Genomic DNA, 13,407 nt, shown 5'->3' with positions numbered 1-13,407 from the left:
TCATTCCTTGCCGCGCAGTGTCAGCACGGCATCCAGTGCGACCACGCCGCGCCCTGCGCGCAGGACGGCCAGCGGGTTGATTTCGAGTTCGTCCAGTTCATCAGAGCGCTGGGTCACCAGATCGCTGAGGGCGACCAGCGTCTGAACCAGCGCATCGACATCCATAGCTGGCTTGCCGCGATATCCCTTGAGCAGTTGCGCGCAACGGGTCTCGTCGATCATTTCTCGGGCGCGTTTCGGGGTCAGCGGCAGCAGACGGCGACTCACGTCCTTGTAGAGCTCCATGCTCACGCCACCCAGGCCAAAGGTGCAGACATGGCCGAACACCGGGTCACGGTGGATGCCCACCACCACCTCGACGAAAGTCTCGGTCTGCATTTCCTCGACGAGCACACCTTCGAACGGAATGCCCGGCGCGTGCTGCGCAAACGCAGCTGTGATGTCATCGAACGCGGTCTGGACCTGTTCGGGCGAAGCAATGTGCAGCTTCACACCGCCGATGTCGGACTTGTGGGTGATGTGCGAACTGACGATCTTCATCACCACGACCGACTTCGCGAGCGTGCGGAATGCCTGGGCCGCCGTGTCGCGGTCCTGCACGACGATGCCCGAAGGCACCTGCACGCCGAACTCGCGCAATAGCGCCTTGCCCTCGGCCTCCGTCGCCGTGCGGATTGCGCCAACGTGCGCGGGCTTCGCGTTCAACAACGACGGCACCCAGGCGGCGTCCACCGACGACTGCCATTGGCCGTATTCAATGAAGCGCTTCATGGCATGGACGGCATTGGTCATGGACGCAGCGGGAACGATTCCGCCGTCGACCAGCACCTGGTGACCGAGGCCGCGCTTGTCGCTCATCCACGCCATCATCAGAGGTTTGGTGATTTCGCTCTTCACACGCACCGCGTTCTGCGCGGCAATATCAGTGTCGCGGCCGTAGTCGAACGGGATCGGGTAGAACACCATGCCGACATCGGCGTCTTCTGCAATCGCCTTCAGGGATTGGTAGCCAATCTCGGGATCCGCTAGCACCGCGCCGGTCGTATCAACGGGGTTGTTCATCGCAGCGAAGGACGGCAGGCAATCACGCAGCTTGGCCAGTGTGCCTTCGCCGAATGTCGAAAGCTCGAGGTCACCAGCGCCGATCTGGTCGGCCGCGAACGCCGCGGTGCCGCCCGAGTAGCTGAAGACCGCGATCTTTTCCTTGCCGGTCGGCTTGCCATGGGCCAGCAGGGCCGCCGTGTCGATCAGCTCGTCGATGTCGTTGACCTCGACCACGCCTAGCTCCTTGAACACGGCGCTGTTGACTTCCGCCGATCCCGAAATCGCTGCAGTATGTGAAGCGGCCGCCTTCGCGCCGTATTCCGACTTGCCGATCTTCAGTGCCACCACCGGCTTGCCCTGACGCGCTGCGTGCTGGCAGGCTTCGAGGAACTTGGGGCCGTTGCGCACGCCTTCGATGTTGGCGGCGATCACCTTGATGTCGCTGGCCGTCGCCATGTAGTGGATGAAGTCGCTGACCTCCAGATCCACCTCGTTGCCCGCCGAGAACCACAGACCCGTGCCCATGCCGCGCGCCATGGCCTGCAGCACGGTGCGCCCCATGCCGCCGCCTTGCGTGGCGAGGCCGATCGGGCCCGGCATCAGGTCGAGCTTGAACGCTGGCGAGAAGGTCATGCCTAGACGCGCGTTGATGTTGTTCAGCCCCGGACAATTCGGACCGTAGATGCGCATGCCGCTTGCGCGCGCAATCGCCAGCATCTCCTGCTCCATGCGCTTGCCCTCTTCGTTCACTTCACCGAAGCCCGAGCTCTGGATGATGGCGAACTTCACGCCCTTGGCCGCGCATTCGCGCAGCGACGGCAACACATGATCGGCACGCACAGTGATCAGCGCGACATCGACGGGATCATCGATCGCAGAGACCGACGGAAAGCATGGCATGTCGTGAATCGTCTGTCGCGTGGGATTCACCAGATGCAAGCGGCCCTTGTACTGCGAGTGCTGGACAATGTTGTCCAGCGTGCGGCCGCCAATGCTTTCAGGCTTTTCTGAGGCCCCGATCAGAGCGATGGAATCGGGCAGGGCCAGCTTGGTGAGATCGGAAAACGTATAGATGCTCATGATGTCTTACTCGGGCTTTCTGTGCATCAGCATGGCGACCGTCGAATCGACGACCACTTCGCCCGTCTGCTTGGTGGTGAGGCGGCGAACGATCAGAATGCCGCGCTCCTTCTTCTTGGTTTCGCGCTGCTCGAGCACTTCGACGCGCACGGTGACGGTGTCGCCGATGAAGGTCGGGCTGGGAAACTGGAGCTTGTTTTCCAGCACCGCGATCTGCGCCTTCTCCATGAACTGGTGCACGCGGCTGCGGGTCACCAGACCCACGCTGACGCAGGCCACCAGCAGCCCATGCGCCACGCGCTGGCCGAATAGGGTGCTCCTGGCATAGACGTCGTCTACATGCAGGCTGTTGAAATCTGCGGTCAGCCCCGCAAATGCGCCAACGTCTGCTTCCGTGATGGTGCGCGACGGGGTGAGATAGCTCGCCCCCACCGGCAGATCGTCCCAGTACAGGACCTTGCTTTCAATGTCTTCGATGGCCGTGGTCATGCGGTTCTCTCCTGTAGACGTTCATTGGAAATCAGGATGAGAAACGGCCACCGGTCACAAGCACATTGGTGCCGGTGACGTAGCGTGCCTGCTCTGACGCGAGGAAGGTGATCATTCCGGCGATGTCCTTGGGCTCGCCCAGAAAGCCGACCGGATTCTTCGCCAATGCCATCTCACGCAGGCGCGGATAGATCTCCAGCCCCTTCATGCCTTCGGTCTCGACGAAGCCCGGCGCGACGGAATTCACCGTGATGCCATGGCGCGCTTGCTCGAGCGACAGCGAGCGCGTGAAGCCGATGATCGCCATCTTGGAGGCCGTGTAGTTCGTCTGGCCGGGGTTGCCGAACATCGAGCGCGAGGACAGATTGATGATGCGTCCCCACTTGTTCTCGCGCATCGACGGCAGCACCGCGCGGCAGAAGTGGAAGGAGCCCTTCACGTTCACGTCCATCACCCAATCCCACTGCTCTTCGGTCATCTTGAGCAGGGACACGTCCTTGGAGATGCCGGCGTTGTTCACCATCACGTCGACCCGGCCGAATCGCGCAATCGCTTCGTTCACCACCGACTGGACCTGCGACTCATCACGCACATCGCAGCGCGATGCCATGCCCGCACCACCGGCCGCCTCGATCTCGCCCACCACCTGCTGGGCGGCTTCGAGATCCACATCGCAGACCACCACGCGCGCACCTTCCTGCGCAAACGTGAGAGCCGTGACCCGACCAATCCCGCGACCAGCACCGGAAATGATCACTACGCGTTCCAACAAACCCAAGTCCATGAAGTCACCTGTTAAATTCGATACATCGAATTGATTTCGATGAAGCGAATTTAATACGCTATCTCAATTCGAGTACTAGAGTTAACCCTAGGTTTCGCGTGCAAGTACGCCAATGCGCAGTTGACGGTCGCACCGACCGTGCATCCATCCATATGCGGGTGTTTCCCTAGTGCGTCTCTTGGGGGCTGTGCTAAATTATTTCGAATAGTTTATTCGCAGTGCGAAATATGAAACAAGCATCACCGGCGGCGGACAGAAAACCATCGCCTCGGCGCAAGCCCGGTCTTCATGCCAAAGTTCAACCATCGCCCTCTCGGCGACTGCGGACCGTGCTTGCACCTGCCACCGATTCCGACCACTCTTTCATCTCATCATGAACACAGAAAAATCACGGAGACTCACCCAGCACGCACGTCAACGGCGCACATTAGCGACCGCGCTTGCCCTGGGTGCCACGGCGCCTTGGACCATGGCTGCCCCCCTGAGCACCCGGCCCGTCACCATGGTCTCGCCGTTCGTGGCCGGTGGCACCAACGATCTGCTGTGCCGCCTTCTGGCCGAGAATATGGGCAAGAGTCTCGGCACCACCTTCGTAGTGGACAACCGCGCCGGCGCCAACGGCAACATCGGCACGGCGTTCGTGGCCAAGCAACCGCCGGATGGCCAGACGCTGTTGATGGGCAATTCGGCAACGCATGGCACCAACCCGACGCTCTACCCCAACCAGCCCTTCGATGCACTGAAGGATTTCGCGCCCGTGTGCATGGTCGCTGCCGTGCCGGTCGTGCTGGCCGTCAGCACCGAGCTCGGAATCAACAGCGTCGCCGACCTGATCGCCTACGCAAAAAAGAACCCCGGCAAGCTGGCGTTCGGTAGCAGCGGCATCGGCGGATCGGGGCATCTGTGCGGAGAGATCTTCAAAACCGCAACGAAGCTGGACATGGTCCATGTGCCCTACAAGGGCGACGTCCCCGCCATTCAGGAAGTGATGGGAGGCCAGCTCGCTCTCGCCTTTGTGGGCGTAGGCCCCGCGACCGTAGGCATCAAGTCCGGCAAGGTCAAGGCGCTCGCGGTGGCGTCATCACGCCGCGCATCTACATTGCCTGACGTGCACACCGTGGAAGAAGCCGGATACAAGGGTGTCGAAGTCACGCAGTGGTACGGCCTGTTCGCGCGCAGCGGAAGCCCCAAGGACATGCTCGACCGCATGTCCGCAGCCGCCAAGGAGGCACTCGCCAAGGAGGAGGTCCGCGAGAAGATGCTCACCCAGAGCATCGAGCCCACCTATCTCCCTGCTGACGAACTGAACGTCTTCTACCGCAATGAGATCAAGCGCTTTCGGGAAGTGATTCAACGCCTGAACATCAAGGTGACCTGAAGCATTCGGCAATTCAGAACCCCGATCCCACGACACTGCGCGGCAACCCGCGCAAGTGTCTTGCGGCACACTCCGGGTGATGAGCGCTGCCAAATCCACCACCCCACTCGACCCGGCCCCGACCCTGTTCAAGAGCGCCAGGGCTTTCGAAGCCTGGCTCAAGAAACATCACGCCAGCTCCGACGGTCTCTGGCTCAAGATCGCCAAGCGCGGCGCGAATGAACCCAGCGTCACTTACCCGGAGGCCGTCGAGATCGCGCTGTGCTGGGGCTGGATCGATGGCCAGAAGAAGGGCCTCGACGACCAGCATTTTCTCCAGCGCTTCACGCCGCGACGCGCGCGCAGCATCTGGTCAAAAGTCAACGTCGACAAGGTCGCTGCGCTGATCGAAGCCGGTCGCATGCAGGCGCCGGGCCATGCGCAGATAGAAGCCGCCAAAGCTGACGGGCGATGGGCGCGGGCCTATGACGGCGCACGCACGTCCACGATCCCCGATGATTTGCTCGTCGCGCTCGAAGCCAATCCAAAGGCCAAGGCGTTCTTTGCCACGGTCAACGCAGCCAATCGCTACGCGGTGCTGTGGCGCATCCAGACGGCAGTGAAACACGAGACCCGCGCCAGACGCATTTCCCAGCTGGTGGAGATGCTTTCACGCGGCGAAACCATCCACCTATTCAAGTCCGGGACCCCAACCAAAGACTGAGCGTGCGCTGCCGTCAAACCATCGCATCCAGCAGTTCTTTGACGCTCACATCCTTCAGCATGCCTGCGGCCCGTATGAACGACGCGGCCGCATCGGATTGACCGCCCCACGAAAAGCAGTCCTGCACCTTGGCTTCCAACTCGCCATCGCCGAGCGGGATGCGGGCCGATCCGCGCAGCGTCTGCACGCGGCGCTCCAGCATCCGGCCATCTTTCAGCGCTATCTGCACGTTGCTCCATCGCGGTGAAAGAGGGCCCTCTCCGTCGTGCGTCGTCACGCGCGCAAGCGCGGTCTGGATCTCCGGGCGCATCACCGCAGAATCGGTGAAGCTGGCCAGGCTCACGGCACCGTCCAGCGCCGCGGCCGTCAGGGCGTACTGCATGCTGAACTTGCCTTCCAATCCCGTCACGGGCCGGGTGTGGATCAGTGCCACCAGCGCACCGGGACTTGCGACCACGCGGATGCTCTCGATGTCCGCCAGCGAGAACCCATGCTCGGCACGCAGCTCCAGAAGGCCATCGACCGCGCGGTGCGTGGCGTAGCACATCGGGTATTTCTTGATCTCCAGTCCGCTGCGGATCAGTTCCAGCTCCAGCTCTTCGCCGCCTTGCATGTCGGAGAACACCCCATCGAGAGACTCTCCCTGGGCGTAAAGCTGCATGAAACCGAAGGCACCATCGAGTGCCCCTCTCGACGACGTCAATCCAAGGCGCGCCAGTCTGACCGCGCGCACCGCCGCCGCCGCTCCACATTGCCCAGCCTGAAACGACTTGGCCATGCTGCCGAAATTGGCGCGCACGCCTGCGCTCTGCGCGATGGCAAGACCTACTGCATCGGCGATCTGGTCTTCGTTCAGATGAAGCAATCGCCCACAAGCCACGGTTGCCGCCAAGGTGCCGAGCGACGATGTGGAGTGCCAGCCTTTGACGTAGTGCGCATTGGCCATCGTGCGCGAGAGGCGGCACAGCACTTCGAAGCCGACGACATATGCACAAACCAGATCCTGGCCGGAGGCATCCACCGATTCACCCAGAGCCAGAAGCGCCGGAAGCAGCGCCACGCTGGGATGTCCGCGCATGGGCTCGGTGACGTCGTCGTAGTCGAGCACATGGGCAGCGACGCCGTTGCAGAGCGCTGCGGCTTCCGGGTCCACGGGTTGAGCAGACGCGTCGCCCCATAGCCGGCTGCCTGATCCCGCACCCAGTTCGGCGGCATACCTTGCCGCGATCAGGCTGGCGGGTTCCGGGCGCCCGGCCATCCCTGCAGCGCAGGTGTCGAGCAAAGCGCGCGACACCTGTCGGTAATGTCGTTCGTCCAGCCGCGAGGCATCGAATGAACTCGCAAAACGCGCGATGGACATCATTGCCGTGTTCTTCATTGACATGGTCTCCATGGCGATCAGCGGTCCGTCGGCGTGAACATCGGCAGAGAGGTTCCCCTCACCGTCTTCTTGAATGTCACCTGCACGGGCTGCCCGATCCGCACGGCATCCAGATCGCAGTCGACGATGTTGGTCAGCATCCGCGGGCCTTCGTCCAGCTCGACATAGGCGAGACAGAAGGGCTCGGAACCCCCCTTGCGCACAACGGTGCAGCTGTAGATGGAGCCCTTCCCAGCGGCATCGGTCCATTGCACCGCGCTGCTGAAGCAGAACGGGCAGATGCCGCGCGGATAGTGGTGATGGCGACCGCAGTCTTGGCACTTCTTCAGCAGCAACCGGCCTTCGGCAGCGGCCGCAAAGTAGGGCTCGTCGCCGATGTTCATCGCGGGCTCCACGTTGATTTCGCGGTCCTTGAAATTCTTGCTCATCCTGTTGTCTCCGTTCGATCCGAACATTTGCCGCAGCAAGCCGTCGTGCGGCGCTTCACACACCCGTCGATCACACCCGCTCCAGCACCAGCGTGGCACTGCCGTGGCGCGTTCCGATGGAGCCGCCCGTGCCATGCGCCAACGCGAGATGGCAGTCGGGAACCTGCACTTTGGGATGTGCCTCGCCGCGCAGCTGACGCACCGCCTCGATGACCTTGGTGATGCCACCGCGATTGGCCGGATGGTTATTGCACAGCCCGCCGCCATCGGTGTTGATGGGAAGGCGGCCGATGCCGGAGATCAGATTTCCGTCGGCGACGAACTTGCCGCCCTCGCCCTTCTTGCAGAAGCCGAGATCCTCCAGTTGCATGAGCACCGTGATGGTGAAGCTGTCGTAGATCGATGCATACCGGATGTCGGACGGCCTCACGCCAGCCTCCTCGAACGCGGCCGCACCCGATTGGCGCGCTCCGGTATAGGTGAGGTCCACATCACCACCGCTCTGGCCTTTGACGGCCTCTCCGGCACCCAGAATGTTCACGACGGGCTTCTTGAGACTGCGCGCGATCTCGGGCCTGGTGACAATCAACGCACCGCCGCCATCCGAAACCACACAGCAATCCATGCGGCGCAATGGGTCTGCAATCATCGGCGACTGCAGCACGTCATCGACAGTGACCAGCTCACGCAGCATGGCGTGCTCGTTCCACTGCGCGTGATGCGACGCGGCAACCTTCACCCAGGCCAGCTGTTCGCAGGTCGTTCCGAACTCGTGCATGTGCCGCATGGCCGCCATCGCATAGCCGTTGACCAAGGCAATGCCATACGGCAGCTCGAACGGGGACTCCGGTACGTTGGGATTGAGGAAAGCACCACGCACCACCGTGCCCGAGCTGCCTTCGGAGCGCGGCCGGCCCGCGAGCGTGATCAACGCCACGTTGCACTTGCCCAGTGCGATGGCCTGCGCGGCATGCGCCACGTGGATGAGATAGGACGAGCCGCCAGTCTCCGTCGTGTCGATGTGACGCGGACGCAGATTCATGTAATCCGCAATCGCCATCACGCCGAATCCGGGCGCGTCGCCCGCGCAGAAATAGGCATCGACGTCGTCCTTGCTCAGCCCCGCGTCGGCCAACGCGCCCTGCGCGCATTCGGCGTGCAGTTGCGCCACCGACTTGTCCGTCGCCTTGCGTGTGGGATGCTCAAATATCCCTGCAATGCAGGCTTTTCGTTTGATTGTCATAGCACCATGTCTCCTCTACCAAAGGTTGCGCCCGACACCGAACCGGGCACCATTCACTGTCCGGAACTCCTGCGCTAAAAGCGCTCTTTTTGCGATCTCAGATCAGGGTTTCAAACCGCATCGCTTCGGATGACTCCGTTCTGCAGAAGCGCGCTATGCTCTGCATGGAGTTGCGATGCTCTTCTGCCGAAGGCCCAGCGCAGCAGTCTTCGAGAACCACGACATCGAAGTCGCGGTCATGGGCATCGCGCACGGTGGCCTGCACCACCGCCTGCGAAGCGACGCCTGAGCAATAGATGCGCTTGACGCCCAACGTGCGCAGCAACACCTCCAGATCCGTCGCATAGAACGGGCTCACGCGGTGCTTGGTGATCAGCGCATCTTCTTCGCGCTTTCCAAGCGCAGGATGAATCTCGGTGCCCCATGCGCCCAGTTTGAAGATGCCGGCTGCGGGTGCGCCCGAAAACACGGCAGAGCCCTTGGGGCATTCACGGTAATCCGGTGAAAAGCCGACACGCACGAAGGCGACCGGAACGCCTGCATCGCGCGCCTTGGCAATGGCTCGCGCGGTCTTGTTGACGACATCGCGCGCGACCACCTGTTCGCCCAGAGGCGACTTGCCGTTGGGCCCACCCGCATGAACCAGATCGTTCTGCATGTCCAGTACCAGATAAATGGAGCTCATCTCTTCCCTTTCTATTGCTTGTTCATCACTTTCAAATCACACCGAAGCGACCATTTCAGGCACAGCCACGAACAGGTCGGCCACCAAGCCGTAATCCGCCACCGAGAAGATCGGCGCTTCTTCGTCCTTGTTGATCGCCACGATCACCTTGGAGTCCTTCATGCCGGCCAGATGCTGGATCGCACCGGAGATACCGGCGGCGATGTACAGCTGAGGCGCAACGATCTTGCCCGTCTGGCCGACTTGCAGATCGTTCGGAGCGTAGCCTGCGTCCACCGCTGCGCGGCTTGCGCCGATGGCTGCGTTCAGCTTGTCGGCCAGCGGCGTCATCACTTCGGTGAACTTCTCGGCCGAGCCCAGCGCGCGACCACCGGAGACGATGATCTTGGCTGCGGTCAGCTCGGGACGATCGTTCTTCGTGACTTCGCGGCCCACGAAGGCGCTCTTGCCGGAATCGGCCACTGCGGCAACCGTTTCAACGGTAGCGGAACCACCCGTTGTTGGCGCTGCATCAAAGCCCGTACCGCGCACGGTGATGACCTTGGTGCCGTCAACAGACTGCACGGTGGCAATCGCGTTACCCGCGTAGATCGGGCGCTCGAAGGTGTCAGCCGAAACCACCTTGGTGATGTCGCTGATCTGTGCCACGTCCAGCTTGGCAGCAACGCGCGGGGCGACGTTCTTGCCTGCGGCCGTGGCGGGGAACAAGATGTGGCTGTAGTTCGACGCGATGGCCAGAACTTGAGCGGCAACGTTCTCGGCCAGGCCATTCTTCAGGCTTGCGCCTTCAGCCAGAATCACCTTGGAAACGCCAGCGATTTGTGCTGCGGCTTGGGCAGCAGCGGCTGCGCCTTCACCCGCCACCAGAACGTGCACGTCTGCGTCGCATGCCTTGGCTGCGGTGACGGCGTTCAGCGTGGCGCTCTTGATTGAAGTGTTGTCGTGTTCTGCAATAACGAGAGAGGTCATGTGATTCTTCTTTCTCTTGAATTTTTTGAGGCATCGGCATCACCAGTTGACCAGGAATCTGGCACGGCCCAGGCGAGGGACACCGAGGAAGGGCCGCCCCGCACCGATGGTGTCGTCCCCCTTGGGGGAAGACGCGAAGCGGCGCAGGGGGTTAGATCACCTTCGCTTCGTTCTTGAGCTTGTCGACCAGCGCGGCCACATCCGGCACCTTCACGCCAGCGCCACGCTTGGCGGGCTCAGAGACCTTCACGGTCTTCAGACGCGGGATCACATCAACGCCCAGGTCTTCAGGCTTGAACGTGTCCAGCTGCTTCTTCTTGGCCTTCATGATGTTCGGCAGAGTCACATAACGTGGCTCGTTCAAACGCAGGTCGGTGGTGATGACGGCAGGGATGTTCAGGCTCAGAGTTTCCAGACCCCCGTCCACTTCACGCGTGACCGAGACCTTGTCGCCAGCGACTTCGACCTTTGAGGCGTTGGTGGCTTGGGGCAGATCGGCCAGCGCAGCCAGCATCTGGCCGGTCTGGTTGGAGTCGTCGTCGATGGCTTGCTTGCCGAGGATGATCAAACCGGGCTGTTCCTTGGCGATCAGCGCGTTCAGCAGCTTGGCGACGGCCAGAGGTTGGAGCTCTTGCGTTGTCTCGACCAAGATGCCGCGATCCGCGCCGATGGCCATCGCGGTGCGCAGGGTTTCCTGGCACTGCGTGACGCCGCAGGACACCGCGATCACTTCCGTGACCACGCCCTTTTCCTTCAGGCGAACGGCTTCTTCGACGGCGATCTCGTCAAACGGGTTCATCGACATCTTCACGTTCGCAATGTCCACACCCGTGCCGTCCGATTTGACTCGGACCTTCACGTTGTAGTCCACCACGCGTTTCACTGGAACCAAAATCTTCACAATCTGACCTTTCAAAAAACGAATCGCGTCCGTCACTCTTTTTCCATGCCTGCGGCGGTGGCGATTTCCTGCCAACGCCGCATGTCCGCGAGCAGCATTTCTTTCGCCTGCGCCGTCGAGTTGGGCGGAACCACTTCCAGCTTCATCTCAGCGACCTGCTTCCTGACTTCCGGCAGATGCATGATGTCCATGAGCTCCTTGTTGAGGCGCTCGACGATGGGCCGAGGTGTCTTGGCGGGCGCCAGAAGTCCCACCCATCCGTAGATATTCCAATCCTTGAGCGACGGCACACCCGACTCGCGCGTCGACGGCAACTGGGGGTAGAGCGGCGAGCGCTCCACGCGGCTGAGGGCGAGTACCTTGGCCTTGCCCGACTGCACGATGGCCAGGGATGAAGCGGGCGCATCGAACATCAGGTCCACGCGCCCACCGACCAGATCGGTGAGCGCCTGCGAGCTGCCCTTGTAGCTGACCGCCGTGGCCTTGGTTCCGGTGGTGGCCAGAAAGCTTTCCATCGTCAGGCTCTGCAGCGAGCCGCGACCGATGTGCGCGTAGTTGAAGCGCTCCGGGTCCTTCCTGAGCAGTTCGACCAGTTCCTTGACCGAGTTGGCAGGCAGATCCGGCGAGGCGATCAGCAACATGCCCGCGCCATTGGTGAGAACGGCCACCGGCGCGAAATCGCGCTCCATCTCGTACGGCAGCTTGGCGTACACGGCCGGATTGAGCGTGAACGAAGTGGACCCCATCAACAACGTGTACCCGTCGGGTTCCGCCCGCGCCACCGATTGCGTGCCGAGCCCGCCCGACATGCCGGGCCGGTTCTGGATGATGACCGGCTTGCCAAGGCGCTGCCCCAATCGATCCGAGATCAGCCGCGCGACCACATCGGCGGCATTTCCCGGCGGATACGGAACCACGATCTCAATGGTCTTCTGCGGATACGGCGCCTGCGCCAGACCCGGCGCGCCGATCATTCCACAGGCCAGCGCAATGCTCGCTGAAATCGCAAGCCGCGCCCATCGCGAAATTGGATGCATTTTTTGTCTCCTGCTTTTATGGGATCCACCGGCCACCGCCCACGCACGTGGGCAGTGGCCGCGACGCTGCGGTTTACGCCAGCAACTTGCGAGCGATCAGCACGCGCTGGATTTCGCTGGTGCCACCGCCGATCTGCGCGTGGCGCAGATAGCGGTAGAACAGCGTCAGCGGCAGCTCGAGCGATTCACCCATGGCGCCGTGCACCTGGATGGCTTCGTTCACGCTGCGTGCGCCCCACTCGGTGGACACCAGCTTGACGAGAGCGGCCTCGGTGCGCACGTCCTCGCCCGCATCGGCACGCGCCGCAACCGAATAGGTCAGCGTGCGCAGCGCTTCGAGGTCGATGTACATATCCACCAGTTTCCATTGGATGGCCTGACGTTCCGAGATCGGCTTGCCGAAGGTGACACGCTGCTTGGACCATTCGACCGACATGTCGAGTGCGCGCTGCATCTTGCCCAGCGCGTAGGGTCCGCGCAGCAGGCGGTCGTGGATGGTGAGCCAGCGTTGTCCCAGCGTGAAGCCCTTGCCGACTTCACCGAGCACGTCCTTGCTGCTGACGCGGCAGTTGTCGAAATGGATCACGTACTGGGATGGCTTGGGGCCGAGCCAGGTGCGAATGCCGCACTCTTCAATGCGCATGCCGGGATTGTTGCGATCCACCAGAAACATGGTGATGCCGCCGCGCTGGCGCTTTTCCTCGTCGGTCACGGCCTGCACCATGATGATGTCGGACTCTGCCGCCATCGAGATCCACATCTTCGTGCCGTTCAGAACCCAGTCATCGCCGTCGCGAACCGCCTTGGTGCGCATCATGCCGCCCGGGTCGGAGCCTGCGTCCGGCTCGGTCTGCGCGAAGCAGGTGGTCTTCTCGCCACGGATGACCGGCTTCAGAAAGCGCTCGATCTGCTCACCCTTGCACTGATAGAGAATGTTCGGCACGTTCGCGAACGGAAACGGCACGGGCGTGTAGTTGAACTCTTCGAGGATCGCGATCTGCGCGAGCATGGACAGACCGCTGCCGCCATGCTCCTCGGGCACCATGAGGTTCCACAGCCCCGTGTCGTGCGAGAGCTTCGTGAGGCGCTTGACCACGTCTTCGCCGAACACGTTCTTCAGATTGATCGTTTCCTTCACGCCGTAGGCATGCTTGTCGCTTGCGAGGTATTCCTGCTCAAGCGGCAGAAGTTCTTCGCGCACGATGCGGCGCGCGACTTCGCAGAAGCTCTTGACTTCGTCGGGCAATGCGAAAGGAGAGGGAGTGGTGGAGTCGGTATGCATGAT

General features: G+C 62.1%; 13 protein-coding genes. 2 read left to right on the top strand and 11 right to left on the bottom strand.

Annotated elements, in window-relative coordinates; translation table 11 throughout:
• From G7047_RS09020 to G7047_RS09010, 3 genes are read right to left on the bottom strand one after another with little or no spacing between them, the layout of a single operon-like run.
• Positions 1 to 2,124: an acetate--CoA ligase family protein gene (locus tag G7047_RS09020; RefSeq protein WP_205904748.1), complete on the bottom strand. Its 2,124-nt coding sequence runs from the start codon at positions 2,122 to 2,124 to the stop codon at positions 1 to 3.
• A 6-nt stretch (positions 2,125 to 2,130) separates the two neighbouring features.
• Positions 2,131 to 2,613 carry a MaoC/PaaZ C-terminal domain-containing protein gene (locus G7047_RS09015; RefSeq protein WP_166303794.1) on the bottom strand — a complete coding sequence of 161 codons (483 nt, stop codon included), beginning with the start codon at positions 2,611 to 2,613 and terminating at the stop codon, positions 2,131 to 2,133.
• Positions 2,614 to 2,644: 31 nt separating this feature from the next.
• Positions 2,645 to 3,397, bottom strand: coding sequence for an SDR family NAD(P)-dependent oxidoreductase (locus tag G7047_RS09010; protein WP_166303791.1), 753 nt, complete (start codon positions 3,395 to 3,397; stop codon positions 2,645 to 2,647).
• 469 nt (positions 3,398 to 3,866) lie between these two features.
• Between G7047_RS09010 and G7047_RS09005 the strand changes: the two genes are divergently transcribed.
• Both G7047_RS09005 and G7047_RS09000 read left to right on the top strand, forming a co-directional pair.
• Complete coding sequence (locus tag G7047_RS09005; protein ID WP_166303787.1) at positions 3,867 to 4,775, top strand: tripartite tricarboxylate transporter substrate binding protein; 909 nt, start codon at positions 3,867 to 3,869, stop codon at positions 4,773 to 4,775.
• 79 nt (positions 4,776 to 4,854) lie between these two features.
• A complete protein-coding gene (locus G7047_RS09000) occupies positions 4,855 to 5,478 on the top strand; it encodes a YdeI family protein (protein WP_166303784.1) in 624 nt (207 codons plus the stop codon).
• A 13-nt stretch (positions 5,479 to 5,491) separates the two neighbouring features.
• Here G7047_RS09000 and G7047_RS08995 read toward each other — a convergent pair whose 3' ends face one another.
• From G7047_RS08995 to G7047_RS08960, 8 genes are all read right to left on the bottom strand, one after another.
• Positions 5,492 to 6,856, bottom strand: a complete 1,365-nt coding sequence (locus G7047_RS08995; protein WP_166303781.1) for an MmgE/PrpD family protein — start codon at positions 6,854 to 6,856, stop codon at positions 5,492 to 5,494.
• Between the two features lie 20 nt (positions 6,857 to 6,876).
• The gene (locus tag G7047_RS08990) at positions 6,877 to 7,287 is read right to left on the bottom strand and encodes a Zn-ribbon domain-containing OB-fold protein (RefSeq protein ID WP_166303778.1); all 411 of its coding nucleotides are present in this window, start codon (positions 7,285 to 7,287) and stop codon (positions 6,877 to 6,879) included.
• A gap of 70 nt (positions 7,288 to 7,357) precedes the next feature.
• Positions 7,358 to 8,530, bottom strand: a complete 1,173-nt coding sequence (locus tag G7047_RS08985) for a thiolase domain-containing protein (protein WP_166303775.1) — start codon at positions 8,528 to 8,530, stop codon at positions 7,358 to 7,360.
• Between the two features lie 97 nt (positions 8,531 to 8,627).
• On the bottom strand, positions 8,628 to 9,215 hold the full coding sequence (locus G7047_RS08980; protein ID WP_166303772.1) for a cysteine hydrolase family protein: 588 nt from the start codon (positions 9,213 to 9,215) through the stop codon (positions 8,628 to 8,630).
• Positions 9,216 to 9,251: 36 nt separating this feature from the next.
• Complete coding sequence (locus G7047_RS08975; RefSeq protein ID WP_166303769.1) at positions 9,252 to 10,184, bottom strand: electron transfer flavoprotein subunit alpha/FixB family protein; 933 nt, start codon at positions 10,182 to 10,184, stop codon at positions 9,252 to 9,254.
• Positions 10,185 to 10,335: 151 nt separating this feature from the next.
• Positions 10,336 to 11,085 (bottom strand): electron transfer flavoprotein subunit beta/FixA family protein, encoded by a 750-nt coding sequence (locus G7047_RS08970; protein ID WP_166303766.1) that lies wholly within the window; start codon positions 11,083 to 11,085, stop codon positions 10,336 to 10,338.
• Between the two features lie 32 nt (positions 11,086 to 11,117).
• Positions 11,118 to 12,122: a tripartite tricarboxylate transporter substrate binding protein gene (locus G7047_RS08965; protein WP_166303763.1), complete on the bottom strand. Its 1,005-nt coding sequence runs from the start codon at positions 12,120 to 12,122 to the stop codon at positions 11,118 to 11,120.
• A 73-nt stretch (positions 12,123 to 12,195) separates the two neighbouring features.
• The gene (locus tag G7047_RS08960) at positions 12,196 to 13,404 is read right to left on the bottom strand and encodes an acyl-CoA dehydrogenase family protein (protein ID WP_166303760.1); all 1,209 of its coding nucleotides are present in this window, start codon (positions 13,402 to 13,404) and stop codon (positions 12,196 to 12,198) included.
• Positions 13,405 to 13,407: the final 3 nt, after the last annotated feature.

This window comes from Diaphorobacter sp. HDW4A, from assembly GCF_011305995.1.
GTDB lineage: Bacteria > Pseudomonadota > Gammaproteobacteria > Burkholderiales > Burkholderiaceae_C > Diaphorobacter_A.
Note: the sequence above shows the minus strand (reverse complement) of the source record. Positions and strands in the feature narration are given on the sequence as shown.

Excerpts from the sequence above, each read along its gene's own strand:
- G7047_RS08975 (WP_166303769.1), bottom strand. The coding sequence starts at position 10,184 with ATGACCTCTCTCGTTATTGCAGAACACGACAACACTTCAATCAAGAGC.
- G7047_RS09020 (WP_205904748.1), bottom strand. The coding sequence starts at position 2,124 with ATGAGCATCTATACGTTTTCCGATCTCACCAAGCTGGCCCTGCCCGAT.
- G7047_RS08980 (WP_166303772.1), bottom strand. The coding sequence starts at position 9,215 with ATGAGCTCCATTTATCTGGTACTGGACATGCAGAACGATCTGGTTCAT.
- G7047_RS09010 (WP_166303791.1), bottom strand. The coding sequence starts at position 3,397 with ATGGACTTGGGTTTGTTGGAACGCGTAGTGATCATTTCCGGTGCTGGT.
- G7047_RS09000 (WP_166303784.1), top strand. The coding sequence starts at position 4,855 with ATGAGCGCTGCCAAATCCACCACCCCACTCGACCCGGCCCCGACCCTG.
- G7047_RS08965 (WP_166303763.1), bottom strand. The coding sequence starts at position 12,122 with ATGCATCCAATTTCGCGATGGGCGCGGCTTGCGATTTCAGCGAGCATT.
- G7047_RS08985 (WP_166303775.1), bottom strand. The coding sequence starts at position 8,530 with ATGACAATCAAACGAAAAGCCTGCATTGCAGGGATATTTGAGCATCCC.
- G7047_RS08960 (WP_166303760.1), bottom strand. The coding sequence starts at position 13,404 with ATGCATACCGACTCCACCACTCCCTCTCCTTTCGCATTGCCCGACGAA.
- G7047_RS09015 (WP_166303794.1), bottom strand. The coding sequence starts at position 2,613 with ATGACCACGGCCATCGAAGACATTGAAAGCAAGGTCCTGTACTGGGAC.
- G7047_RS09005 (WP_166303787.1), top strand. The coding sequence starts at position 3,867 with ATGGCTGCCCCCCTGAGCACCCGGCCCGTCACCATGGTCTCGCCGTTC.
- G7047_RS08995 (WP_166303781.1), bottom strand. The coding sequence starts at position 6,856 with ATGAAGAACACGGCAATGATGTCCATCGCGCGTTTTGCGAGTTCATTC.
- G7047_RS08990 (WP_166303778.1), bottom strand. The coding sequence starts at position 7,287 with ATGAGCAAGAATTTCAAGGACCGCGAAATCAACGTGGAGCCCGCGATG.